General features: G+C 36.8%; 21 protein-coding genes. 7 read left to right on the top strand and 14 right to left on the bottom strand.

Going from position 1 to position 23641, the window contains the following annotated elements; translation table 11 throughout:
• Positions 1-45: 45 nt before the first annotated feature.
• The 10 genes from BUE08_RS09445 to BUE08_RS09400 all read right to left on the bottom strand — a co-directional run bounded on the left by BUE08_RS09445 (position 46) and on the right by BUE08_RS09400 (position 11162).
• A complete protein-coding gene (locus tag BUE08_RS09445; protein ID WP_286680815.1) occupies positions 46-792 on the bottom strand; it encodes an ABC transporter ATP-binding protein in 747 nt (248 codons plus the stop codon).
• A complete protein-coding gene (locus BUE08_RS09440) occupies positions 785-1555 on the bottom strand; it encodes an ABC transporter ATP-binding protein (RefSeq protein WP_286680814.1) in 771 nt (256 codons plus the stop codon). The genes BUE08_RS09445 and BUE08_RS09440 overlap by 8 nt, the downstream gene beginning before the upstream one ends.
• Entirely contained in the window at positions 1536-2582 is a 1047-nt protein-coding gene (locus tag BUE08_RS09435; RefSeq protein WP_353682118.1) for a branched-chain amino acid ABC transporter permease, read from the bottom strand. Before BUE08_RS09435 ends, BUE08_RS09440 begins: the two co-directional genes overlap by 20 nt.
• Positions 2583-2591: 9 nt before the next feature.
• A complete protein-coding gene (locus BUE08_RS09430; RefSeq protein WP_286680812.1) occupies positions 2592-3491 on the bottom strand; it encodes a branched-chain amino acid ABC transporter permease in 900 nt (299 codons plus the stop codon).
• 155 nt (positions 3492-3646) lie between these two features.
• The gene (locus tag BUE08_RS09425; protein ID WP_286680811.1) at positions 3647-4804 is read right to left on the bottom strand and encodes an ABC transporter substrate-binding protein; all 1158 of its coding nucleotides are present in this window, start codon (positions 4802-4804) and stop codon (positions 3647-3649) included.
• Positions 4805-4922: 118 nt separating this feature from the next.
• Positions 4923-6122, bottom strand: coding sequence for a UxaA family hydrolase (locus BUE08_RS09420; RefSeq protein ID WP_286680810.1), 1200 nt, complete (start codon positions 6120-6122; stop codon positions 4923-4925).
• Between the two features lie 18 nt (positions 6123-6140).
• Positions 6141-6437: a UxaA family hydrolase gene (locus tag BUE08_RS09415; RefSeq protein WP_286680809.1), complete on the bottom strand. Its 297-nt coding sequence runs from the start codon at positions 6435-6437 to the stop codon at positions 6141-6143.
• Positions 6438-6469: 32 nt separating this feature from the next.
• Positions 6470-7651: an iron-containing alcohol dehydrogenase gene (locus tag BUE08_RS09410; RefSeq protein WP_286680808.1), complete on the bottom strand. Its 1182-nt coding sequence runs from the start codon at positions 7649-7651 to the stop codon at positions 6470-6472.
• 41 nt (positions 7652-7692) lie between these two features.
• Positions 7693-8958: an L-cysteine desulfidase family protein gene (locus BUE08_RS09405; protein WP_286680807.1), complete on the bottom strand. Its 1266-nt coding sequence runs from the start codon at positions 8956-8958 to the stop codon at positions 7693-7695.
• A 428-nt stretch (positions 8959-9386) separates the two neighbouring features.
• Positions 9387-11162, bottom strand: coding sequence for a sigma 54-interacting transcriptional regulator (locus BUE08_RS09400; protein WP_286680806.1), 1776 nt, complete (start codon positions 11160-11162; stop codon positions 9387-9389).
• Between the two features lie 268 nt (positions 11163-11430).
• On the opposite strand from BUE08_RS09400, the gene BUE08_RS09395 reads away from it, so the two are divergent.
• The 3 genes from BUE08_RS09395 to BUE08_RS09385 are packed head-to-tail and all read left to right on the top strand — an operon-like array spanning position 11431 to position 13687.
• On the top strand, positions 11431-12168 hold the full coding sequence (locus BUE08_RS09395; RefSeq protein WP_213996354.1) for an NAD-dependent protein deacylase: 738 nt from the start codon (positions 11431-11433) through the stop codon (positions 12166-12168).
• 18 nt (positions 12169-12186) lie between these two features.
• A complete protein-coding gene (locus BUE08_RS09390; protein ID WP_286680805.1) occupies positions 12187-13017 on the top strand; it encodes a DegV family protein in 831 nt (276 codons plus the stop codon).
• A 16-nt stretch (positions 13018-13033) separates the two neighbouring features.
• Positions 13034-13687, top strand: coding sequence for an endonuclease III domain-containing protein (locus BUE08_RS09385; RefSeq protein ID WP_059032265.1), 654 nt, complete (start codon positions 13034-13036; stop codon positions 13685-13687).
• 95 nt (positions 13688-13782) lie between these two features.
• On the opposite strand, the gene BUE08_RS09380 is transcribed toward BUE08_RS09385, so the two are convergent.
• Positions 13783-14286: a flavin reductase family protein gene (locus tag BUE08_RS09380; RefSeq protein WP_213996352.1), complete on the bottom strand. Its 504-nt coding sequence runs from the start codon at positions 14284-14286 to the stop codon at positions 13783-13785.
• Positions 14287-14515: 229 nt separating this feature from the next.
• Between BUE08_RS09380 and speE the strand changes: the two genes are divergently transcribed.
• Positions 14516-15379 carry a polyamine aminopropyltransferase gene (gene speE, locus BUE08_RS09375; protein ID WP_286680804.1) on the top strand — a complete coding sequence of 288 codons (864 nt, stop codon included), beginning with the start codon at positions 14516-14518 and terminating at the stop codon, positions 15377-15379.
• A 220-nt stretch (positions 15380-15599) separates the two neighbouring features.
• Here speE and BUE08_RS09370 read toward each other — a convergent pair whose 3' ends face one another.
• Both BUE08_RS09370 and BUE08_RS09365 read right to left on the bottom strand, forming a co-directional pair.
• Positions 15600-15929 (bottom strand): P-II family nitrogen regulator, encoded by a 330-nt coding sequence (locus BUE08_RS09370; RefSeq protein WP_059032257.1) that lies wholly within the window; start codon positions 15927-15929, stop codon positions 15600-15602.
• 12 nt (positions 15930-15941) lie between these two features.
• On the bottom strand, positions 15942-16643 hold the full coding sequence (locus BUE08_RS09365) for a DUF1538 domain-containing protein (protein ID WP_273038775.1): 702 nt from the start codon (positions 16641-16643) through the stop codon (positions 15942-15944).
• Positions 16644-16834: 191 nt separating this feature from the next.
• On the opposite strand from BUE08_RS09365, the gene BUE08_RS09360 reads away from it, so the two are divergent.
• The 3 genes from BUE08_RS09360 (at position 16835) to amrB (ending at position 22958) form a co-directional block, all read left to right on the top strand.
• Positions 16835-17080: a thioredoxin family protein gene (locus BUE08_RS09360; RefSeq protein ID WP_059032254.1), complete on the top strand. Its 246-nt coding sequence runs from the start codon at positions 16835-16837 to the stop codon at positions 17078-17080.
• Positions 17081-17238: 158 nt separating this feature from the next.
• Positions 17239-22086, top strand: coding sequence for an Ig-like domain-containing protein (locus tag BUE08_RS09355; protein ID WP_286680803.1), 4848 nt, complete (start codon positions 17239-17241; stop codon positions 22084-22086).
• On the top strand, positions 22083-22958 hold the full coding sequence (gene amrB, locus BUE08_RS09350) for an AmmeMemoRadiSam system protein B (protein WP_286680802.1): 876 nt from the start codon (positions 22083-22085) through the stop codon (positions 22956-22958). Before BUE08_RS09355 ends, amrB begins: the two co-directional genes overlap by 4 nt.
• A gap of 29 nt (positions 22959-22987) precedes the next feature.
• Here amrB and BUE08_RS09345 read toward each other — a convergent pair whose 3' ends face one another.
• A complete protein-coding gene (locus BUE08_RS09345; RefSeq protein ID WP_286680801.1) occupies positions 22988-23554 on the bottom strand; it encodes a biotin transporter BioY in 567 nt (188 codons plus the stop codon).
• Positions 23555-23641 lie beyond the last annotated feature (87 nt).

The raw sequence follows: 23641 nt of genomic DNA, 5'->3' as shown, positions 1-23641 counted from the left end.
AATTTTTTTAAAGCAACTTCTAATTAAAGTCATGTTTAGAAAATATTAACTTAATTTATCTTTTTCACTTCTGGCCGTGAAAGGCTTTTGGACGCCTAAATATGCCTCCTGAACTTTGTTATTTTTTAAAAGTTCATTTCCGGCTCCTGAAAGTGTTACGGAACCTGTTTCAATAACGTAAGCTAAATCAGCTATTTTCAAAGCCATTCGTGCATTTTGCTCAATTAATAATATTGTCACACCATCTTCTCTTATCTTTTGGATAATCTTAAATATCTCATTAACTAGAATCGGTGAGAGACCCATAGATGGTTCATCTAACATCATAAGCTTAGGCTTTGACATAAGAGCTCTGCCTACCGCTAGCATCTGCTGTTCGCCGCCCGATAGTGTGCCAGCTAGCTGGAATTCTCGCTCTTTTAATCGCGGAAAGAATCCGTATACTATATCAATATCTTGCTTTACCTTCCTTAAGTCTCTTCTTCGTGTATATGCTCCTAATATAAGATTTTCATAAGTTGTCATATCACTAAAAACTCTTCTTCCTTCAGGAACCATTGTAATTCCATGTTCAACTATAGCTTTTGTAGGTAATGCAGATATATCTTCGTTTAGAAAAGAAACTTTGCCAGTTTTTTTTACAAGATTGCATATTCCTCGCAATATAGAACTTTTTCCTGCTCCATTTGCGCCTATTAGTGCAACTATATTATTTTCAGGTACATTAATGCTTACATTTCTTACAGCATGTATCCCGCCATATTTAATATTTAATTCTGTGACTTCAAGCATCGTCCTCAACCCCCAAATAAGCTTCAATAACTTGCTGATTATGTTGAATCTCAGACGGGTTACCTTCAGCAATTGTTACCCCATGATCCATTACCAAAATTCTCTCACATATCCCCATTATAACTGCCATCTGGTGTTCTATTATCAAAATTGTAAGGCCAAACTTATCTCTAATTTCATTTATGAATTCCATCAATTCCACAGCTTCCTGAGGATTCATACCAGCGGCAGGTTCATCTAACAATAGTAGCTTTGGGTGTGTAGCTAAACCTCTTGCTATTTCCAATTTTCTTTGTTTGCCATAAGGAAGTGAGCCAGCTTTTTCCTCAACCATTTCTTCTAAATGCACACTCTTCAAGAGATTTCTAGTTTCTTCTTTCATAGCTTCTTCTTCTTTTATATAAGAATGAATACGTAAAATGGCAGCTACCAATGAAGATTTTAATCTTAGGTGTTGGCCAACCATAACATTTTCAAGCACCGACAAGTTTTGAAAAAGCCTTATGTTTTGGAATGTTCTCGCAATTCCTAATTTTGTAATTTTATCTGGAGATAGTCCAACAATCTCATTGTCATTAAAATTTACTGAACCAGAGGCTGGTTTGCATATTCCTGTTATAGTATTGAATGCAGTGGTTTTGCCAGCACCGTTAGGACCAATTAACCCAACGATTTCTCCAGTCTCAAGAGTAAGATTAAAATTTGAAACCGCTATGAGTCCTCCAAATTTTACAGTTATTTCTTTAATTTTTAAAAGGCTCACAGTGGTCACTCCTTCTTTTTAAAATACTTTCCCACGATATCTCATTTTCATCCATTATGCCATTACGTAAAAATATTACCGCGCAAATAAGCATAAGAGAAAATATAACCATCCTCATCCCTGGAATGCCTGGTATTGTAATAAAACCTAAATTAAGGGTTGACTCTACAGATCGTAAGGCTTCCATTAAAACGGCCATTATGCATCCTGCTATAACCGACCCGGTTATGCTACCCATTCCTCCTAAAACCACTATCAAAAGCACTTGATAGGTATAAAAAAATCTAAACATTGTTGGATCAATTGTTGATAATAGGTTTGCTAGTAAAGCGCCTCCCACACCTGCTATTGCAGCGCTCAAGGTAAAAGACATAGTCTTGTGTCTGAACAAATTTATACCCATAGCTTGTGCTGCAGTCTCATCTTCTCTTATTGACTTAAATGCTCTGCCATAACTAGAATTTACTAAATTTATCATAAGTAATATTACACCTACTGCTATGCCCCAACTCCAATAAAGATTTGTGTATTGAGGCAATCCTTTAAGGCCTAATGCTCCGTTAGTAATTGTTTGAATATTCGTAAATACTACTGCAACTATTTCTCCAAAACCAAGGGTTGCTATAGCCAGGTAATCTCCTTTTAATCTTAGAACAGGAGCGCCTATGAGAAATCCAATTATCCCCGCAAACATGCCAGCTAATAATAGTGCCACAATAAATGAAGTGTTTAAATTCAAAAGGCTAGGCATCATCGGCGTCATAAAAAAGTTCATTTCTTTTGTCTCTTTGCTCATAGTCAAAAGCGCACTTGTATATGCGCCGATAGACATAAAGCCTGCTGTCCCCAAAGAAAATAACCCAGTAAAACCATTTGTCAAGTTTAGGCTAAGAGCAAGTATTATATTTATAGCACAAAGATTTAAAATTCGTATTTTGTAAGCATCTAAAGTCGTCTGAGCCCATATTAAAAATATAAATAGTAAAGCGATAACGCAAATTGTCAATATATTTCTTTTTTTAAACAACTCTATCACCTACACTTTTTCTGCCATTTTTTCGCCTAATATTCCTGTAGGTTTAAAAAGCAAAATCAAGATCAAAATAATAAATGCAAAAGCATCCCGATAGCCCGATAGGCTTGGCATTAAGGCTACTAACATTATTTCACCAAGACCCATCACCATTCCGCCCAAGACCGCTCCAGGAATATTGCCGATACCGCCAACCACAGCTGCTATAAAACACTTGAGGCCAGGCATTACTCCTATTAGAGGGTGTATCTGAGGATATTTTAAACCCCACATTATTCCACCAATAGCAGCTAAAGCAGAACCTATAGCAAAAGTAGTTGTAATAACCTTGTCTACATCAATACCCATAAGTTTTGCAGTATCTGTATCTTTAGCGCAGGCTCGCATTGACATACCGAGAATTGTTTTATTTATAATATATACAAGTATTGCTAAAATGACTAACGTCGTAATTGGAATTATAATACCTAGTATTGGAATTGAAATTGTTTTACTTTTTATTACGTGTGTCATAATTTGAGGTGTATAAAAGGACTTTGGCCGGCCACCAAAAACCACAATAGCTACATTTTCTAAAAAGTAAGAAACTCCTACTGAAGATATTAATAGTGAAATTCTAGAGGCATTTTTTTGCCTTAATGGTCTATAAGCAACTTTTTCAATAAGCATTCCGCACAAGGCAGTCAGCATAATAGAACAGATTAGTGCAGCCCACCATGGTAAATAAAATATTTCAATTCCAAATGTTATAAAATATGCTGCTAGCATTAAAATATCTCCATGTGCAAAATTGATTAGTCTAATTATTCCATATACCATCGTATATCCAATGGCAATTAAGGCATACATGCTCCCTAGAGAAATACCGTTTACGAGATTTTGAACAAATAAAGATAAGGTCATTTTGCAAACCTCCACATTGCAAATAAAGTATAAAACTGCAGAAACGTTTTTGAGACATAAAGATGAATATTTTAAATTTATTTTTTACTAATGTGTGTTTCTGCAGTTTATTATACTACTTATTTGAATTATCTTGATTAATTTTACTTTATCCTTTAATGCGGTCTCACTAGTGTAACAAAATTAAATTTTCCATCTTTAATTTGTTCAATTACCACGTCTTTCATAGGGTTGTTGTTTTCATCAAATGTAAAAACTCCTGTCACGCCTTGATAATCTTTGGTGCTAGCTAATGCATCTCGAATTGCTTTTGGATCTGTCGAACCAGCTTTTTCTATTGCATTTACAACAAGCATATAAGCATCATAGCTCAAAGCTGCCGCAGAGCTTGATTGTTTATTATATTTTTTATAAAAAGCCTCACAGTATTTTTTTGCAGATTCGCTTGTTTGTTCAGGATCAAAGTGAGTACTAAAGTAGCTTCCTTCAATAGCTGATCCACAAATTTGAGCAAATTCAGGGGTATCCCACGTATCTCCCCCCATAAAAGTACTTGTTATGCCCAAATCTCTTGCTTGCTTGGCTATAAGCCCAGCATCGCCATAATTGCCTGCTGGTATAAAAAGTATATCAGGATTCTTGCTTTTTACAACTGTAAGTTGTGCAGAAAAATCCTGGTCCCCGCTGTTGTATTTGAGTTCTTCAATCGTAGAGCTAGTTGCTTTTTCGAATGCTTCTTTAAAGTAATTAGCAAGTCCTACTGAATAATCATTTGCTCTATCAAGGATTATCATCGCCGTTTTAGCTTTTAATTCATCTGTAGCAAAATTAGCTAATGCTGTCCCTTGTAAAGGATCAATAAAGCATGCTCTAAATACATATTCTTTATTTAATGTTACTAATGGATTAGTAGCGGTATTAGCCATCATTGGTATCTTGGCCTTATTTGCTACTTCACTTCCTGGTATCGCCAGGTAGCTAGCGTAACTACCGATGATAGCAACGGCTTTTTCTTTTTCAATTAACCGATTAACTGCATTAGCAGCTTCAACTTTATCACTTTTATCATCTACTAATACTAACTTAATTTTTTTGCCCAGAACTTCGCCTTTTTGTTCATGAGCTAAATTTATACCTTCCATTGACATTTGTCCGCCAGCAGCATTCTGGCCAGTCATTGGTAAGTATACGCCGATCACTATTTCTTCGTTATTGTTTGCTGATGTATTATTTGATTTGCCGCCGCAACCGCTTAGTAGACCAACTATAAACAAACAAATCATGCATATTACTAATGACCTGTTTTTTATCATCTTCTTATCTCCTTTCAAAATATAAATATCTACTTAGAAAAATATTTTATCTTACTTCACTTTACATTGTCTCTCCTCCTCAAATTAAATTCCGATAAAAATCAATTGACTTTATTTCCTAAAGTTTTGGGCCCTCTAAAAATATCTCCACAGGATCTTGATAATTCCAAGTTTCCATCTTTGTAAGTTTTCCTGAAGCTATTTTACTTATATCATGAATTAATCTTAGTCCAGCATGCTTTATATTTTCTTTTTTATCAATTATCGTGCCGCAATTAAAATCTACTTCATCTTGCGATTTTGCGTAAGTCCTGGGATTGCCAGTCGTGTAAAATATTGGAGCAACTATACCCGTTGATACAGCTGGCATAGGAGGATCTTCGGGCAAAGCTCCTCCTCCCATTTGAAATATGATTATATTGGCACCTGCAGCAGCATATCCAATAAACAAAGATGTAGATGACATCCATGCGTCCATAAAATAAAGGCCATTTTCTTTTGGTTGCTCTCCATACTTTAAAACTCCGTTTATAGTTCCGTGTCCTGTTTTTGCAATGGCACCCAGAGATTTTTCTTCTAATGTCGTTATACCAGCTTCAATATTTGCAGGTATAGGATTTATGGATCTTATATCTTCGCCAATGGCTTTAGCTTTTTTTTCTGTGTCGTATACGCAATCGAGAAACGCCTTTTTTATAGTTTCATTTTTGCATCGCTTTGCTAATATATCTTCTGCCCCTATAATTTCAGTAGTTTCTGAAAAAAATACTGTTCCTCCTTTGTCAACAAGTTCATCTGCTAAATATCCAACAGTTGGATTTCCTGAAATGCCTGATGTAGCATCAGATAAACCACATTTTATACCAATTGCTAATTTACTAAAATCTATAAAGCTTCTTTGGATTTCTGATATCTCGAGAAGCATCCGTCGGGATATTCTTATTCCTTTTCCTAGGGCATTATAAAGACCGCCTTCTTCACTAACATCCAGTAAGTATACATTTTTACCAGATATGCTTATTTCAGATGTTATATATTCTGGCAACAGTTCATCATATCCGCTATTTTTTTTGTTACAAATTATTAAAACAGCCCCGACATTTGGATTTTGTCCTAATCCTATAAAGACTCTTGAGATTGTTTTTCTATCTTCAGAACATCGCCCGTCTTCATCACATGGAATAAATACCTTAGCGTATCTAACATTTTCAGCTATTTTTACTGCTAACATGTGGCATCCGCGTGTAACAGGCAATATTAACAAATAATTTCTTATACCAACTTTTCCGTTGGTTCTTTTATATCCTAATATTTTCATGGTATATAACACCTTTTCTTAATATTTTGATTTTAAGTCTCCGCGTCCTCTTCGTCCCTCCATATTATGCACATGAACTAAATGTCCTTTAGGTATATTTATGGTACTTTGCCCAATTATTTCTCCATATTTTATTATAGGCTCGCCCTTATTTATATCTCTTAATGCAATCTTAAAACCAAATGGTATAGTTTCTTCCGCCATAATTTTACATATTTTACCATTCAATAAATACGAAATAAGTTGCTTTGGCTTAATGTCCGTTATAGCATTGCCTACATTATCATTTTCATTTAGCACAATGATATTTTCCAAATGAATCCTCTTTCCTAAAAATATAAAAGTTTTTATAGAAGCTTTTTAAATAAGTTTTCAATATCTGTTTGTGTCGCGATCCTCGGATTCGCTCCTCTCATTCCGGGAAAACCCATTGCATCCTTGGCTAGTTGTGAAATATCTTTTTCTTTAATGCCTACTTCGCCAAGAGTCGTTGGTAATTGTAAAATCTTTAATAGATCTTTTACTATAGATACCGATTTTTGCGCAGCCTCATACTCGTTAAGATCGTTTATATTTCCGCCAAGTGTTGCTGCAATGTCTACAAATTTTTTAGTATTCGATATTAAATTAAATTCCATAACCACTGGCAATGCCATTCCGCATGCTACTCCGTGAGAAACATTAAATAATCCTCCCATAGGATGTCCCATACAATGTGCTAGACCTAAACCTGCTTGATCAAAGGCTATTCCAGTAATAGCTGAAGCTAGCAACATTTTACCTTTTGCGTCAAAATTTTCTGGCTGTGAAAAGGCTTTTCCTATATTTCCTCCGATAAGTTTAATTGCATAAATATTTAGTGCATCTGTAATGGGATTCGCCTTCCATGTAACATATGATTCTATTGCATGAGTAAGTGCATCCATTCCACAAGCAGCTAAAGTAGGAGGTGGTAAATTTCGCATTAATGTCGGATCAAGGATTGCTACATCTGCGTACATCGTGTCAGCATATTTAAAGCCATCTTTAAATTTTGTTATATGATCTGTTGCTACAACCGTTCTTGTAACTTCACTCCCTGTGCCTGCTGTAGTTGGGATACAAATAGTCGGTGCAATTAATTTACTAACTATTTTGCCCTCCATTAAATACTCGCGCATTTTTCCGCCATTGGTCATAAGCAATGCTATGCCTTTGGCGGAATCCATCGAACTACCTCCTCCAACACCCACCACAGTATCAACGTTTTTTTCTCTGGCGTATTCATAACCTTCATCCATTGTGATGTCAAGAGGATTTACAATTATCTTATCATACAAATGTGTTTGTACCTTTGGTATTTCCTTTGCAATTTCCACAACCTCATCTGCAATACCTGCTTTTACTATTCCTTGATCACAAACTATTAAAACTGATTTAGAGCCTAATCGTATAAGTTCATTTTTGAGTTCTCTTAGACATCCCTCCCCATAAATAATCTTTGTTGGCTCATTAAAAACAAAATCTTGTAATCCATCCATTCTTGCCATTTCGTTGACCTCCGCCTTATATTTTTATTATTTCAACAAAACTACACAGATTTTGTCATCATAACTTCTAATATAACTTCATCAGTATCATGCATTCCTTCAGTTGAAACTTTGCCCAGATTTTTAATTGAATCTTCAGCTGTTTTAGCTACTATTCCTTCTTCTGAGGATATAAAGAAGTCGTTTAAGGCCATTATTGCAGCTTCGACTGCTGCGTTAGATGAAATTGAAAGTTTAAATGCGCATCCAGGTTTACCACCATCACATATTATACCCGGAATGCCTCCAATCATATTATTTATAGCTCCTTCTATTTGGCTTAAGGTCCCCCCTAAAATGTAAGTAATCCCTGCACTTGCCCCAACGCCAGCAGCCACTCCGCATCCACAAACAGGGGAAAGAATTCCTGTAAAGCTTTTAACAAAAATTGTAATTAAAAGACTTAAAGTTACTCCTCTGGCTACAGTCTCAGAATTTATACCCTTTACTTCTCCTGCTGCAACTACTGGCAATATTGCTGTAAGTCCATGATTACCGCTACCAGCACAACTCATAACCGGTAAAAGATAGCCAGACATGCGTGCATAGCATGCAGCAGAAGTCAACATTTTTGCATATTTTGTAAAATCAACTTTTTCATCCGGGACATCAATGCTTGCTGTTTTGCAAATATTCTTCAAACCAGCCTCTGCCATTCTTTTGTTCATTTTAATCCCTTGCTCCACAATCTGGATTTTATCCAATTCAATTTCATCAGCATATTTCTTAAAATCAGCTATCATAAATGATTTGATAAGCTCCATATATGAATCTCTATCTTCTAATGAGGGATTTTTTTGATATACCTCCTTTCCATTTTTTTCAATAAGTGTAATTTCATCATGTTTATTTTCTATAACTACTCGTGCATTTTCATTTGATGTCCAGGCAACTACTTCGATATACAAGTTTTTAGCATCATTCTTCAAACTTACATGAATAATATCTTGCTCTACCAATTGCTGAGCTTTTACAATGTCATTTTTAGATATATCTTTTAATACTTCTAATTTATAGTTTGAGTTTCCACCAACTATTCCCAATGCTCCGGCAAATTTTAAACCTTTTTTGTCGCTTCCAGGTATTTTAACAGCCATAGAATTTTTAAATACATTACGATCTACAATTATATCTAGTTTTTCTATTTTACCAGAAACAGTTTCCTTAGCTTTAGCTACAGCATATGCAACTGCCACAGGCTCAGTACATCCTAATGCAGGAGTTACTTCAAATTTTAGAATATTACTAAGTAGTTCGTTTTTCTCCACATATAATCCTCCTCAATTTATATTTAATTTACAATATTAGAATGCTTATATAAAATAAAAATAATCTTACTAATAAGTAAAATTTAAATATAATCATTAATAATATTTCGAAAAAATCTTTAAAACTTAAATTATTTTTTTCATTTATTAAATATATAAATATAGAGTGCAAATTTTATGCCAAGAGTTATTTTTACAAATTCTTTTTTAAGAATCTTATTTTGTTAATATCTTTATATCGATATTTGTGATTAATCATGAAAAACTTATTAAATGTTTTTATCAAATTTGACAAAATATTGCTATAAAAACAACAACAATGCCTATTAAATGTTGATTTATCAATTTTGAGAATGTCATTATCAATTTTGAGAATATAATTTATGCTTATTAAAAACATATTTTTAACTATTAAGAAAAATTTATTCTTATCTATCTAGATTTAGTTCTTTTAGTTTCCGATATAAAGTAGCTTGGCTTATATTTAATTTTTTAGCTATATCTCGTTTAGCTCCTGTACTATCGCCATAACTATGCAGCAAATCTTCTATTATCTGCTTTTCATATCTTGCTACCATTTCTTTGAGTCCTCTTCTTTCTATTCCTGTTTTGAGGCTAGGCTCTTCTAATTTAATCTTTTTCAAAAGCGTTTCTTCTTGAATAAAATGGTCTTTTTCAAAGATAACGCTATATTCTATAAGGTTTTCTAATTCTCGAACATTGCCAGGATATGAATATGAAAGTAAAATTTTTTTTGCATCTTTAGAAATTCCCTTAATATCCTTATTATAAATTTTCGTATATCGTTGTAGAAAAGCTTCAGCTAGTTCTAAAATATCTTCAAAACGTTCCCTAAGTGGCGGAATTTTAATTGGAACTATATTTAATCGATAAAACAAATCTTCGCGAAATTCACCTTTCTGAACCATTAGTTGAAGGTCTCTGTTCGTAGCTGCAATTATCCGTACGTCTATTCTGACGGGTGAGATCCCCCCAACTCTATAAATTTCTTTTTCTTGTAAAACTCTTAAAATTTTAACCTGCATGTGAAGCGGTAAATCACCTATTTCATCTAAAAAAACGGTCCCGCCGCTTGCGCTTTCAAATTTCCCTACCTTTCCTTTTGGATTTGCACCGGTAAAAGTGCCTTTTTCATAACCAAAGAGCTCGCTTTCTATAAGACTGTCTGGAATAGCACCACAGTTTATGGGCAAAAATATTTCATTCCTTCTTGAACTTTCATGATGAATTGCTCTTGCAAAAAGTTCTTTTCCTGTCCCGCTTTCTCCAAGAAGTAATACTGTTATGTCTTGATCCGCTATTTGTCTAGCCTGTTCTTTTACCATTGTAAAAGCTGGACTATTCCCTAATATTTTAGAGAAAGTAAAAGGTTCTGTATTTTCGCTTATTCTGAAAATTGAATGGTGAAGTTTGTTAAAATCTTTAAAAATAACTACAGTTCCGGTTTTTCTTTCATTAAAAATAATTGGTTTAATAGAAATCAAAAACCGAAAAGTTTTGCCATGTATTTTTATGATTTCTTCCCGATCTTTTATTTCGTCGGTTATTGTTAGCGCTTTTATTAAGTTATTTTCGAAAAATAATTCCTCAATATTTTTCCCTATTATTTCATCTTTCACACCAAAGATTTTATATGCACATCGATTTGCACATAAGATCTTTTTGTTGTTATCTATTGCAAGAATCCCATCATCTACTGAATCGATAATTGTTTTAAGCTCAATAGACTTATACTGCAGCTCTTGATGTAAAATCTTTTCCTTAATGCTTGAAGCTATTAATTTGCTCATGCGGCTTACAAAGTTCATGTACTTAAGTTGATTTCTTATAAAGGCTTCTTTTTGCTCAGGACTAAAGGCTATCATTCCGATTACACCTGCAATGCCTTCATCGCTTTCTATAGGATAACAAACCTCCGCCTCTTCCCGGCAGTTCTTTTTGCCGCTGCAGTTTATGCACTCAGTGCAAGTTCTCGGTTCCGTAATAACATATTCTTTGCCGGTTTTTATGCACTTTTCAAAAACAGAATTTTTTGCGGCATATTTACCTATCTTTTCGCGGTATTTTCCAGTTCCGGCTATTCTTTTCAACGAGCTATCAAGGATGGTTACATCAAGACCTGTAACAGACATTATAGCCTCAGCTATTTCTTGAAGTTCCTTTTCCAGGTTTTCTAACGGCAATTTTGTAATCCCTCTTCTCTTGAAATTAAATAACATTTATAATTTAAATTAAATTAACGTCGAACTCATCTTACATATTCTATTTTCGCCCTCAAAATTCCTTTTTTGTAATTGGATGCATTCGAGCTCCCCTGATCTTCACTGTTTTTCTCATATTTTCTTTGTATTACAATAAACAGATGCCGTTAATGATAGATTCGTCTAGAAAAGTAAGCAAAATTTCGCTATAATATAACATAGTAGAATATGGGGCAAAGAGGCGATCTAAATGATTGATGCACTTGTGGATTTATTAAAATCCTCTAGAAATGCGATAGTTTTAACTGGCGCCGGCATCAGCACTGAAAGCGGCATCCCTGACTACCGGAGTAAAGGTACAGGCCTTTGGGAAAAAGTCGATCCTACTAAAATGGCAAGTGTGACATTTATGCTTTCACATCCTGAAGAATTTTTTAGTTTTAATATACCGCACTGGGCAAAGTATGCCAAGGCTCAGCCAAATGCGGCTCACCGCATAATAGCCGCCATGGAAAGGGAGGGCTATATTAAGGGGGTAATCACACAAAACATTGATAATCTTCATTACAAAGCAGGCTCTAAAAACCTTTTTGAGGTCCACGGTAATCTCAGGACGGCTCACTGTATTAATTGCACTAATAAATATGATTTCAATGATATTGTAACACAGTTCTATGAAGGTATTAACCCGCCGCGATGCGAGATATGCGGCAGCCTTGTAAGACCTGACGTTGTTCTCTTTGGAGACCCGATGAATAAAGATTTTTATGAAGCCTTAAAAGCCGTCAAAAAATGTGACTTCTTGCTTGTTGTGGGCAGCAGCTTAGAGGTTTACCCCGTAGCGGAACTTCCGCTTTACTGCCGACAATTTTCCATAATCAACCGAGACCCGACTCCCCTTGACGAAAGAGCAAAGATAGTGATACATGATAGTATAGGAAAGGTATTTTGTGATATTGCGGAAAAACTCAACTTGAAGTACGAATAATTTTTAGGAGGAAAAGCAGTGATACACATTGTAAGCGACAGTTCTTGTGATTTGCCGGATGAATATCTTGCGGCACATCACATCCCCATCGTCCCGCTGACTATAATATTTCCGGATGCGGAGTATAGGGAAAAGATTGACATCACTCCGGAAGAATTTTATAAAAAAATGACATCATCAAACACTTTGCCGAAAACAACTCAGCCATCGCCGGCAGCATTTTTGAAAGTTTTTGAAGAAACAGCTTCGCCGGGGGATGAAATCTTATGCATAACTATTTCGTCAAAGCTCAGCGGCACTTTTCAATCGGCAAATGTAGCAAAGACTATGACATCTATACCGGTTACGGTCTTTGATTCTCTTGCTGCATCATCAGGACATGCGCTTCAGGTCATGAAAGCAGTAGATATGAGAGATAAAGGATGCTCTATGGCAGAAATTGTAGATGCCCTTTCGGAGTTTCGCCGGCATATGACAATTTTTGTATACCTTCAGACACTGGAAAATATAGTCAAAGGCGGCCGCATAACACGGTTTCAAGGAACGGTTGCAAGTATAATGAATATTAAACTTATATGTGAGGGCATTGAAGGCGAAGTGGTCCCTCTTGAAAAAGTCCGAGGAAATAAAAGAGCAGTAGAGCGGCTTATTTCATTGATAGGCGAGAGGGGAAATGGGAATCTGTCAAATACTACTGTCTGTATTACACATGCTCAAAATCTTCAAGATGCAGAGCTTATAAAAACCGAAATTATAAATAGATATAACTGCCAAAATGTTTTAATTTATCCCGTCGGTCCTACTGTTGGGGCATATACGGGAATTGGAGGACTTGTAATAACTTTTTAGGATGGAGGTTGGATTTTTGCCGAAAGAAACTTTACTAAATATCTACAACGACATGTTCCAAGCTTTCGGCCCTCAGCACTGGTGGCCTGCCGATGATGATTTCGAGGTAATTGTCGGCGCCATTTTAACTCAAAGCGTTTCATGGAAAAATGTAGAAAAAGCCATTGATAATTTAAAAAAAGAAGGATTGATGTCTCTAGAGGCCATACTTTCAGCAGATAATGAAAAACTTGCCGGACTTATAAGATCTACTATGTACTATAATCAAAAAGCAAAAAAGCTAAAAAATTTTTGCCAATATATCGCCCGGAATTATGAAGGAGATATTCATAATTTTTTTAAAAACGATGTTTCCCAAATGCGAGACCAACTTTTAGGCATAAAAGGAATCGGGCCAGAAACCGCTGACTCAATAATTTTATATGCAGCCGAAAAACCAATTTTTGTCGTTGATGCTTATACGCGGAGAATTTTTTCGCGGTTGGGATTTTTCTGTCCTGATGTAAGTTATGATGAAATGCAGAGTTTTTTTATGGATAACCTGCCTCTTGATGCAGCTTTATTTAACGAGTATCATGCTTTAATAGTACGTCTCGGAAAGGAATGCTGCAAAAATAAAGGGCCTCTTTGCAGCGAGTGTCCTGTAAAAATTCATTGTTCGAATATGTAAATGTACACAAACTAAAACAAGGCCATTTTATAACAAAGGCCTTGTTTTAGTTTATTGCTTTCTACGACTTTCATAAACACATGCAGGCATTCTTTTTATTCATCTGCCAATACCTTAATAACTTCTCCGTAATAAATAGTATGGTAATCATTGTCACTGTACCAGCGCTCTTTTATCTCATCAGAGAGAAGCTCCGGTTCCATAGTGTTCTTATAGACTATCTTGCAGATAATGTGCAGGTCTCCCTCGGCAATATACGGTGACTCTATGCCTTCAACATAAGAAGGCGTTAAGTTGAATTCCTTAAACTTGTCAATATCTCTTCCGCTTTTGCTGCCGCATCCTGCTATAGCCCCTTTTAATTTGCCTTTTGTTGAAAAACTTACTGTAAAAGAATCAGCATCTTTAATAATATCATGAGTAAATCTAGAAAATCTGACCATAACCGTAAGTATAGGCTTATTCCAGACACGTCCCAAAGTCGCCCAGCCTATTACCATGGTGTTCAAGCCGTTTTTAGACTTCACTGTAAGCAATGCGCCACCCGGCAATTCATTTATTATTTCTTCAGACACTTCAGAAATATGTAGTTCTTTCATTGTAAAACTCCTTTCAATTGATTGTATGCTTAGTTGCAAGCTAATTTTGCAAGTTTAGCACTTATTTTGTTCTACACAACTTATCCTCTCTTTATTATATCGCAATCAGATGTTGTTTGAAAATATTTTAGACTAATCCTCATTGCTTCCCCTTGGCTTTTTGCTAAATTTCTCGATACATGCTATCATGTATTACAGCTTTATAATAAACCGCTAAGGGGGTTCTGTAATGAAAACAGAAGAATGCTTGCAAAGAATAGGAGATGATCTGTGGTTCACCGAGATAGATCGGAACAACCTTAAAATTGATTATCGCATAAAAGAAGTAGTATATAGAGAAAATTCACCGCTCCAGGAAATAATAGTACTTGATTCTTACGATTTTGGGCGGATGCTGGTGTTAGACGATGCCGTCCAAACCACAAGCGGCGATGGATATATCTACAATGAGATGATTTCGCACGTGCCTTTAAATATCCACCCCAGTCCCAAAAATGTGCTGATAATAGGGGGCGGCGATTGCGGAGTTGCAAGAGAAGTTTCTAAGTATTCTAATGTAGAAAGAATTGATATGGTAGAAATAGATGAAATGGTAGTCCGGACATCCCTTAAATACTTGCCTGAGGTTTCCGGCGGCAAACCTGATCCCAGGGTAAACTTTATTTTCCAAGATGGAACCTGTTATGTTAAAGAAAAACGAGATTATCTGTATGACGTAATTATTATCGACTCCTCTGACCCTGTAGGACCGGCAGTTAAACTTTTTGAACTTGACTTTTACAAAGATGTTTATGACAATTTGTGTAAAGATGGTCTAATGGTGTGCCAAAGCGAATCACCTATCTTCTATACTGAAATCTTTACCAGGATATATAAAAATTTAAGCAGTCTTTTCCCCATTGTAAAACCTTATATGGCAACGGTTCCTACATATCCCGGCGGATTCTGGACTTTTACTATAGGTTCTAAAAAATATTCTGATGTAGATCCCGGCAAATTTGATAAGGAAACTAAATATGTGAATCGGGAAATCATAGAAAGTTGTTTTGCTCTCCCTAACTTTGTTAAAGAAGAGCTGGGGATAGCAAACTAAGAAAACTGAGCTGGCAGGAGGAATTGCCGAACTTTTTAACGAAGACAATAAAGGTCAAGGTGTTTAGCGCAAGCACAGGAAGTGTTTATATTTGTAAAGGTCATATTTAGGACATAAAATAAAGCGGAATCTTATACTAAGGCGTCTTTTAAGGTTCTTCTGCAATAAGGCTCTTAAGTAATGATATCCCGTTTTAAATAGGTTCATGGAAAATTAACATCTAATCTAAAGAAAAATTTTCGCGGTGATGCAGGCCGACCAAATTCGAGATAGGAAATGTAAATATTATACCTGTTCCCGGTTCTTTGAGTTTGCCTGCTTCAACTATTTCTTCAAATATCTGCCTGCATTTCTCTTTTTCAGTTAGTATTAAGATAATCTCTTTAGAAGATTCGATATGCACATTCAAAAACTTTTTTGCTTCGCTTTCTCCGGTACCGCGACCATATAATATAGTAGCTCCTTGAGCTCCCGCCTTTTTAGCCCGTTTTACTACATAATCAGCTCTACCCCTTTCAACAATTGCCACAATAGCCATAACTTCGGTCACCTTTATCCCTCCTTAAATTCTAGTTAATACGCCTAACACCAATACTGAAATTACCGCACCCATGGAAGTAAGACCTATTATTCCAAAACCATTAAGTAACGGGTCTGAAGTTTCCAGTATTTTCGAAAGGCCAAGAGCGATAGCCATATTAAGCGGTATGTTTACAGGTCCTGTCGTTGCACTGGCTGAGTCAATTGCAATATCCACAAACTCTCTAGGTGCAAAATAACCCAAAACCATTGCCAGAAGCAGCACAGGGAAAAGAATGGTTTTGGTTGGTATGTTATTTAGTATCTTCACAATTCCTAAACTCATCCCCACTCCAAAGCCTATTCCTACAGCTTTTATCAGCACATTCATAGGTATAGCTCCTGTTGAAATTTCTTCTACTTCCATAGCAAGAGCCTTAAGGCCGGGTTCTACCATTGTTGCAAAATATCCTACCACAAAAGCGAATATCGCAATCAGGTATTTGTTATTAAGCACTACCAGATTTTCTCCTACTGAATCCCCCAGCGGAATCAAACTAAGGGATATCCCTTTCAAAAACAGATGAAGTCCTATTATGCTAAGGAGCGTCCCGATAATAAGAGTGTTTATTTCTTCCAATGGTTTTCTTAAAATGATCACTTTAAAAACGCATAAGAACAGAACTATTGGCAAAACATTTTTTGCTGTTTCCCAAAATGCCTTTAAAATGTCGAATACGGTCATTGATTTACCAACTCCTTCCCTTATCTAATCAATACGCTAATTTTCGCCTTCAACCACTCACCTATAACTAGGATATCGATATATTCTGCTTGTGTCAACCTTTACAGCCTAATAAATCAACATTCTTTTTTAAGGCTTCTATTGCGAGATATTAGAAAATAATGTTATTATAAAGCTAAGGAGGAATGCTTATGGATATAAAAGTTTTAGGTACAGGTTGTCCTAAGTGTAAAATCTTAGAAAAGAACACTCAGGAAGCTGTAAAAGAACTTGGTATAAACGTAAATGTGGAAAAGATAACCGAAATTAAAAAAATCTTGGAATACGATATACTTTTGACCCCGGCCTTAATAATTGACGGTAAGGTTAAATCATCCGGCAAGGTGCTCACTAAAGGGCAAATTAAAAAACTTATAGCCGAGGCTCAAAAACAATAACAGTTCTGATTTTAGTTTAGATATGCTGCCTTTACATTGCGGAAGATGCGTAAATCATCAAGCGGTTTTGCAAGGGTGCATATCTTTTTATTTTTCCGGAACAATTTTCTTGACCTATCGTCTATATTATGAGAAGGTAAAACCAGGGAGATGAAAAAATGAAAAAATCAAAACATTATGCCGCTATCTTTGTTGCGTTAATAATATTTTTGGTTTTAGGTCTGAGTTTATATATAAATATGCGCCCTTCCAGTATAGCTCTTGCGTCTGAGATTACTATGAAGCCCACCGATGAAGATAGTGCAGGCGCTGCTGTCGATACCAAATTCGTCCTTTCGGCAAATTCTGCCCTTGATCCAAAATTCATCCGTGAAAATCTTTCAGTAGAGCCTGCGCTGGACTTTACTGTTTCAAGGGATTCTAAAGATAATAAAAAAGTTATTATCTCGCCAACCCGGCCGTTAGAGCCTCAAAAAATATATAAATTTATCCTTTCTTCAGGGGATACTTCCACCCCTTTCATGTGGGCATTTCAAACAAAGGGAGATTTTAAGGTAATATCTACGCTTCCCGCAAATCAAGCTACCGGCGTTCCTCAAAATACAGGCATTGAAATCACATTTAGCCATGTAAATTTCGAAAATCTGCCAAAATTCTTTAGCATCACTCCGGCAGTAGAGGGCAGTTTTGAAATTCATAAAAAAACGGCGGTATTTGTGCCAAAGGGTTTAGAGCCTGAGACTCTGTATACTGTTACAATCAAGAAGGGTCTGCCTCTTTCCGGCAGCAGCCAAACTTTGAAGGAAGACTATGCTTTTCAGTTTGAAACTTTGGAAAAATCTCAAGATGATCAAAGAACAGAGCTTACTTTTTTCAGACCTGTCAGTGAATTTTCGTCGTCTGAAAACCCTGTTTTCCAATTCGGATATTATGGTTTGAACAAAAATTCACTGCCTAAAAGCATTGACTTTACTGTATATAAATATAAAACAGCCGATGATTATATAAATGCCTTAAGCAAAAGACAAGAAATACCGTTTTGGGCTTATTTAAGCCGACAAAATTATCGAGAAGATATATCGGGGCTAGAATCTGCTGCAAAATTTTCTTTACCTGTAAGAAATTTCGATGATACAACTTTTGTTGAATTTCCGGATGTTATGCCTCCCGGCTACTATATAGCCCAAGCTGTTACAAAAGAGGGCAAGACATACCAGGTGTGGTTTGAGGTTACCGACCTTGCGGTATACGCAGCCGTAGACAAAGAACAGACTCTTGTTTGGGTAAATGATTTGACATCTGGCAAACCGGTACCTAAAGCCAATGTAAGGATTTGGCAGCAAAAAGCATCTTCCACCACAGACGATACCGGATTAGCCAAAATTTCAGGCCTGGACAGCAGTTTTACTCAAGTTTATCCTATCGTTTCAAAAGACGGCAAGGAAGCAGTGGCGGCTATTTATCCCGGCTACCAGTTTTATTTCGATCAGGATCTGGATGATTCTGCAAAAAGTTACTGGAAGTATCTATATCTTGACAGGCCTTTGTATAAGCCTGACAGCACTGTTAATTTCTGGGGATTGGTTAAGCCGAGAGAAAGCGGCGCAAAGCCTATTAATGATATAACTGTGTCTTTAATATCGTCTCAAGTAGAAAATGCCATACCCATAGAGACAAAAAATATCTCCTTAGATGGCTTCAGTTATACAGGAAGTTTTAAGCTTCCAAATTTGATTCCGGGTTATTATTTTCTAGAAGTAAAGCAAGGCAGCAATGTCCTCTCATCTAAAGGATTTGAGGTTGCGACCTATGATAAGCCTGCCTATCAGCTGGAGATTTCATCTTCCAAAAAGGCTGTATATGTAGGCGATAAAGTTGATTTTGAAGTTAAAGCCGCCTTTTTCGAAGGAACTCCTGTGCCAAATACCTCTTTAGAATATTACATACATGACTACAGCCGCGGAAACGTCGTTACAAATAGCGAAGGTAGTGCCACAATTAGTTTTTCTCCCGAATTCAAGCAAGAATACGGATTTCTTCAATATGCCATTTTATTTCTTACCGCAAAACTGCCTGAAGCCGGAGACATTAGTGCCGAAGCACCCCTTTTTGTGCTAAATAATGATATTAAAATCAGTGCAGCAGGCGATATTAAAAACAGAATCGGTAAAATCCAGGTATCCGTTGACAGGCTTACGGTAGATAAGGTCAACAGCGGCACATCAGATCCTTGTGATGAAAACTCTTATATAAGCGGTCCTGCAGCAAACCACCCTCTTAAAGTTCGAGTCTTCCGGGAAGTGTGGAAAAAACATGAGAGTGGCACATATTACGATTTTATAAATAAGAAGGTTCAGCCGCGTTATGAATATGAATTCAGCAAGGTCTTAGAATCTGAAATCGAGACTACAACCGGCAAAGATGGAAAGGCTTTGCTTGATATTCCGGTAAAATCTGAGAACTCTTATATTATCGAGATCACTGCAGTAGATTTTAGGGGTAATCCTGCTGTATGCGAATATGGGATTTCTGGAAGCGGCAAACCTAAATATTACGGTTATACATGGTATTATATGGATGGTAAAGATTCTTACAAAGTCAATGAAAATGTAGAGCTTTCAATGAAGCAAAACGAGGCTCCGCTGTCATCCAGACCTAAGGGCTTCCTGTTTATCACATCGCGAGATGGGATTAAGGAAAGCTATGTAAAAGATGATCCGAAGTTTCAGAGCGTCTTTAAAGAAGAATTTATCCCAAACTTTTGGGTTAAAGGAGTTTACTTTGATGGGCGATATTACCATGAAGCCTCTGATTTCTTGGTAAGATACGATTCCAAAGAAAAGGAGCTTGATATTGGCATCGAAACAGATAAAAGCGAATACAAGCCGGGAGATACAGTAAATGCGGTAATTGAAGTAAAAGATAAGAATGGCAAACCTATTAAAGCACTGGTTAATGTGAATTTAGTGGATGAAGCGCTGTATGCATTACGCCAAGAGTATACAGATATATTATACAGCATATATAGCGATTTTTACGATTCAGGTATACGCATGACCGGTTATACTCACGAAAGCCCTGACGGCTCGATGGGATCTGGGGCTGAAGGCGGAGGCGAAGGAGGTTCTGAGCGGAGAGACTTTAAGGATGCAGTGCTCTTTAAAACAGTTGGCACAGATAAGAACGGAAAAGCAAAGTTTTCATTTAGCGTCCCTGATAATCTGACATCTTGGAGGCTTACATGTCAAGCAGTAACAGAGGACATTTTTGCTGGGACAAAAACAGCTCCCATCGTCGTTAAACTGCCATTTTTTGTAACTGCCGTTACAAATGACACTTATCTTACCGGCGATAAACCTGTAATACCTATTCGCGCTTTTGGCGCTAAAATAAAGTCAGGAATGCCGGTATCTTACGAGATAACACTTAAAGGACTAAATAGCGCCATATCTAGAAAACTGAGCGGCAGTGCTTTTACATCTACCGGATTCTCGCTTCCTGCTTTAGAAAAAGGAAACTATGAACTTGCTATTGCCGCAAAGACCTCCGGCGATCTTGCAGATAAATTAATCTTAAACTTTAATGTTTTAGACAGTTTGCTTACAAAACAGCAGGTTGATTTTTGGCTGATGAGCGAAGACCTTAAAATATCCGGTGCTGAAAATACACTTACAACTTTAACCTTTAGCGACTACGAACGCAGTCAATATTTAAATATGCTTTTCAAACTCAGATGGGTTGATGGCAGCAGAATAGACCAGCAGCTTGCAGCGATAAAAGCTCAAAAGTTGCTTAAGGAATATTTCAATGACTTGGATCTGGGAATTGCGGCGGGAAGTAAAGAAGACATAAATCTTCTTAAGTATCAAACCGAAGAAGGCGGTATTGCGCTTCTTCCTTATAGCAGTGCCGATTTGGAACTTTCGACAAAGCTTGCTGCCTTATGCGGCAATGAATTTGATAAGGCAGCCCTTGCAAACTATTTTTATAAGATTGCAGAAGATCCTACAGAAAGTCGAGAAAGAAGCATGATAGCTCTTTGCGGCCTTTCGGCTTTAAATGAGCCGGTGCTTACAGAACTTAAAATTTTTTCTTCACAAAAGGATCTTACTGTAAAGGAGCAGCTTTATCTTTCCTTGGCTTTTCTTGAAATCGGAGACAAGCCCTCAGCATCCACATGTATCAAAGAAGTTTTAACGAAATACGGAGAAAACCTGCAAACCCAAATGCGTATAAAATACGGAACGGATCAAGATGATATATTGGAAGCCACATCTCTTGCATCGGCGATTTGCGCAGGTCTTAATATGCCAGAGCAGAACAAGCTAGAAGCATATGTTGCAGAAAATCTGCCGAAAGATGAGCTTTTTTACATTGAAGAATTAATGTTCCTTGAAAATGCTCTTCCGAATCTGCCAAAAAATCAGGCAAGCTTTGAATATGTGCTAGAAGGCAAAACAGAAAAGGTGACACTTGAGCCCGGTAAGACTTTTTCTTTGCTGGTTGCACCTGAAAAACTTGCAGGATTAAAATTTAAGAACTTCCGGGGCAAGGTGGGAATTACAGCTGTTTATCCAAAGTCTTTCGATGCCTCTGCTGTTTCAAGCCTAGATGGTGTAAAAATCAGCCGAAGCTATCAATCATCTGAAGGCAAGGCTAAAACTTCCTTTAAGGCAGGAGATTTAATTAAAGTGAGTATTTCTTATGAGTTTGGCAAAACAGCTCCTGATGGACCGTATCTTCTGACTGATTTGCTGCCGGCAGGGCTTAAGATGGTCGAAATGCCATTTTATCGGGGAGCAGGCGACAAATATACTCAATATCCAATATTAATAGATGGTCAAAAGGTGATGTTTGTAGTTTACGAAAAGAAGAATTGGACCTTAAATTACTATGCAAGAATTGTCAATCCCGGCGAGTTTAAGGCAGAGCCTGCTATAATTCAGCATATGACAAGCGGTATAGTATATGGGGCGAGCTCGGAAGATAGGATGAGCATAAAATGAAGAGGAGAGCTGTATTTTTTGTAATACTTTGTGTTATGTTTGTAATTGGAGGCGCCTCAAATAAAACAGAGGAGGAGAAATTTTTGCCTCAATTTTCCTCCTCCTCTAAGGTTCACCCTAATAATTTCTTCGATCCTAGATATTTTAAACCTGAATCTTCTCAAAAGCCGATTCCTTCGGATAAAAAGATTCGGGGAGCTGTAGTGCCTCATCATCTGCTGGCACACAGGATGATAGCCGATGTCTTTTCCAAAATGCAAAACGCACCGCCCAACTTGCTGATTTTGGTGGGACCTAACCATAAAAACCTGGGTCCAAAAATTTTAGTAAGTCGGCTGGGATGGCAGACGCCTTTTGGGACGGTAGAAGCAGACATGGAGGCTGTAGATTACTTAGTATCTTACAATATAGCAAAAGAAGATGAGTATGTATTCGATGGCGAGCACTCCATGGGCAACCTCATGCCTTTTATAAAATATTACTTGCCAAACACTAAGGTGCTGCCTATTATATGCCATTATGATGTATCAAAAAAAGAGACAAAGAAGCTGGCTGAAAACCTTTTGTCCTTGATTCAAAACGGAGCAACAGTTGTAGCTTCAGTGGATTTTTCTCATTATTTGACTGCTGATGAAGCGGCGAAAATGGATAAAGAAACTTTAAAAGCTCTAAACGACAACAATTGGGACAGTATTTTTTTAATGGGAAATGACCATCTGGACTCTCCCGCGTCTTTAGCCACACTATTTTTTGCCATGGAAAACGCCGGCATCCCTGATTTTACACTGGTAAGCTACACCAACTCAGGCATATTGCTTGGAAGTAACATGATAGAAACTACAAGCTATATGACCTTCTTATTTCAAAAATAGATAGAAAAGAGGTACCATAAATTTAAATTTTAGCGAGGTTCATCTGCTAAACCTAATTTTCGGAGTGAAGGCACGATTGCCGTAGCTGTAAGGGCGATTACTACACTGTAAATCAAATCAGAAAACACAAATGGGAATAATCCTGCAATTACAGCTGCCTTAAATGACATAGGTTTGCCCAAATAGAAATTCATGATTAAATATAAGTGAATAATACCGCATGAGTACACAATAGACATACCCGCCAAAATGGGGCCTAGTAGGCTGGTCAGTGTGATTTTATCCAATCTTTCCGTAAGTTTGCCTATAATATATGCGCAAAGTGAAAAACCTATTATGTAGCCAAATGTCGGTTGGAAAATATACATAGGGCCGCCTCCCTGAGTAAAAACCGGGAAACCCATTAAGCCAACGCTTAAATATAAAAGTTGTGAGTAAAGACCCCGCTTTGCGCCCAACAGAATGCCTGAATAAGCACAAAACAAATACTGCAGCGTAAAAGGGACAAGGGGGGTAGGTATTTTGATAAATGCCCCGATTGCCGTAAGTGCGGCAAATAAAGCTATTAAAGCCATATCCCTAGTCTTTATGTTCATAAAAATTACCCCTTCCCATAATATTTTCTCTTATAATAGCAAAGGGAGGGGTAATTGTCAACTTTAATTTCCATTATGGTTAACAAT

Source organism: Tepidanaerobacter sp. EBM-49 (assembly GCF_001896645.1).
In the GTDB taxonomy this organism is placed as follows: domain Bacteria; phylum Bacillota; class Thermosediminibacteria; order Thermosediminibacterales; family Tepidanaerobacteraceae; genus Tepidanaerobacter; species Tepidanaerobacter syntrophicus.
The sequence above is the reverse complement of the archived record's forward strand: the minus strand, read 5'-3'. Positions and strand labels throughout refer to the sequence as shown.

Coding starts and splice junctions, on each gene's coding strand:
- BUE08_RS09445 (WP_286680815.1), bottom strand. CDS start 792: ATGCTTGAAGTCACAGAATTAAATATTAAATATGGCGGGATACATGCT.
- BUE08_RS09425 (WP_286680811.1), bottom strand. CDS start 4,804: ATGATAAAAAACAGGTCATTAGTAATATGCATGATTTGTTTGTTTATA.
- BUE08_RS09360 (WP_059032254.1), top strand. CDS start 16,835: ATGGATATAAAAGTTTTAGGTACAGGTTGTCCTAAGTGTAAAATCTTA.
- BUE08_RS09420 (WP_286680810.1), bottom strand. CDS start 6,122: ATGAAAATATTAGGATATAAAAGAACCAACGGAAAAGTTGGTATAAGA.
- BUE08_RS09410 (WP_286680808.1), bottom strand. CDS start 7,651: ATGGCAAGAATGGATGGATTACAAGATTTTGTTTTTAATGAGCCAACA.
- amrB (WP_286680802.1), top strand. CDS start 22,083: ATGAAGAGGAGAGCTGTATTTTTTGTAATACTTTGTGTTATGTTTGTA.
- speE (WP_286680804.1), top strand. CDS start 14,516: ATGAAAACAGAAGAATGCTTGCAAAGAATAGGAGATGATCTGTGGTTC.
- BUE08_RS09430 (WP_286680812.1), bottom strand. CDS start 3,491: ATGACCTTATCTTTATTTGTTCAAAATCTCGTAAACGGTATTTCTCTA.
- BUE08_RS09355 (WP_286680803.1), top strand. CDS start 17,239: ATGAAAAAATCAAAACATTATGCCGCTATCTTTGTTGCGTTAATAATA.
- BUE08_RS09395 (WP_213996354.1), top strand. CDS start 11,431: ATGATTGATGCACTTGTGGATTTATTAAAATCCTCTAGAAATGCGATA.
- BUE08_RS09380 (WP_213996352.1), bottom strand. CDS start 14,286: ATGAAAGAACTACATATTTCTGAAGTGTCTGAAGAAATAATAAATGAA.
- BUE08_RS09345 (WP_286680801.1), bottom strand. CDS start 23,554: ATGAACATAAAGACTAGGGATATGGCTTTAATAGCTTTATTTGCCGCA.
- BUE08_RS09365 (WP_273038775.1), bottom strand. CDS start 16,643: ATGACCGTATTCGACATTTTAAAGGCATTTTGGGAAACAGCAAAAAAT.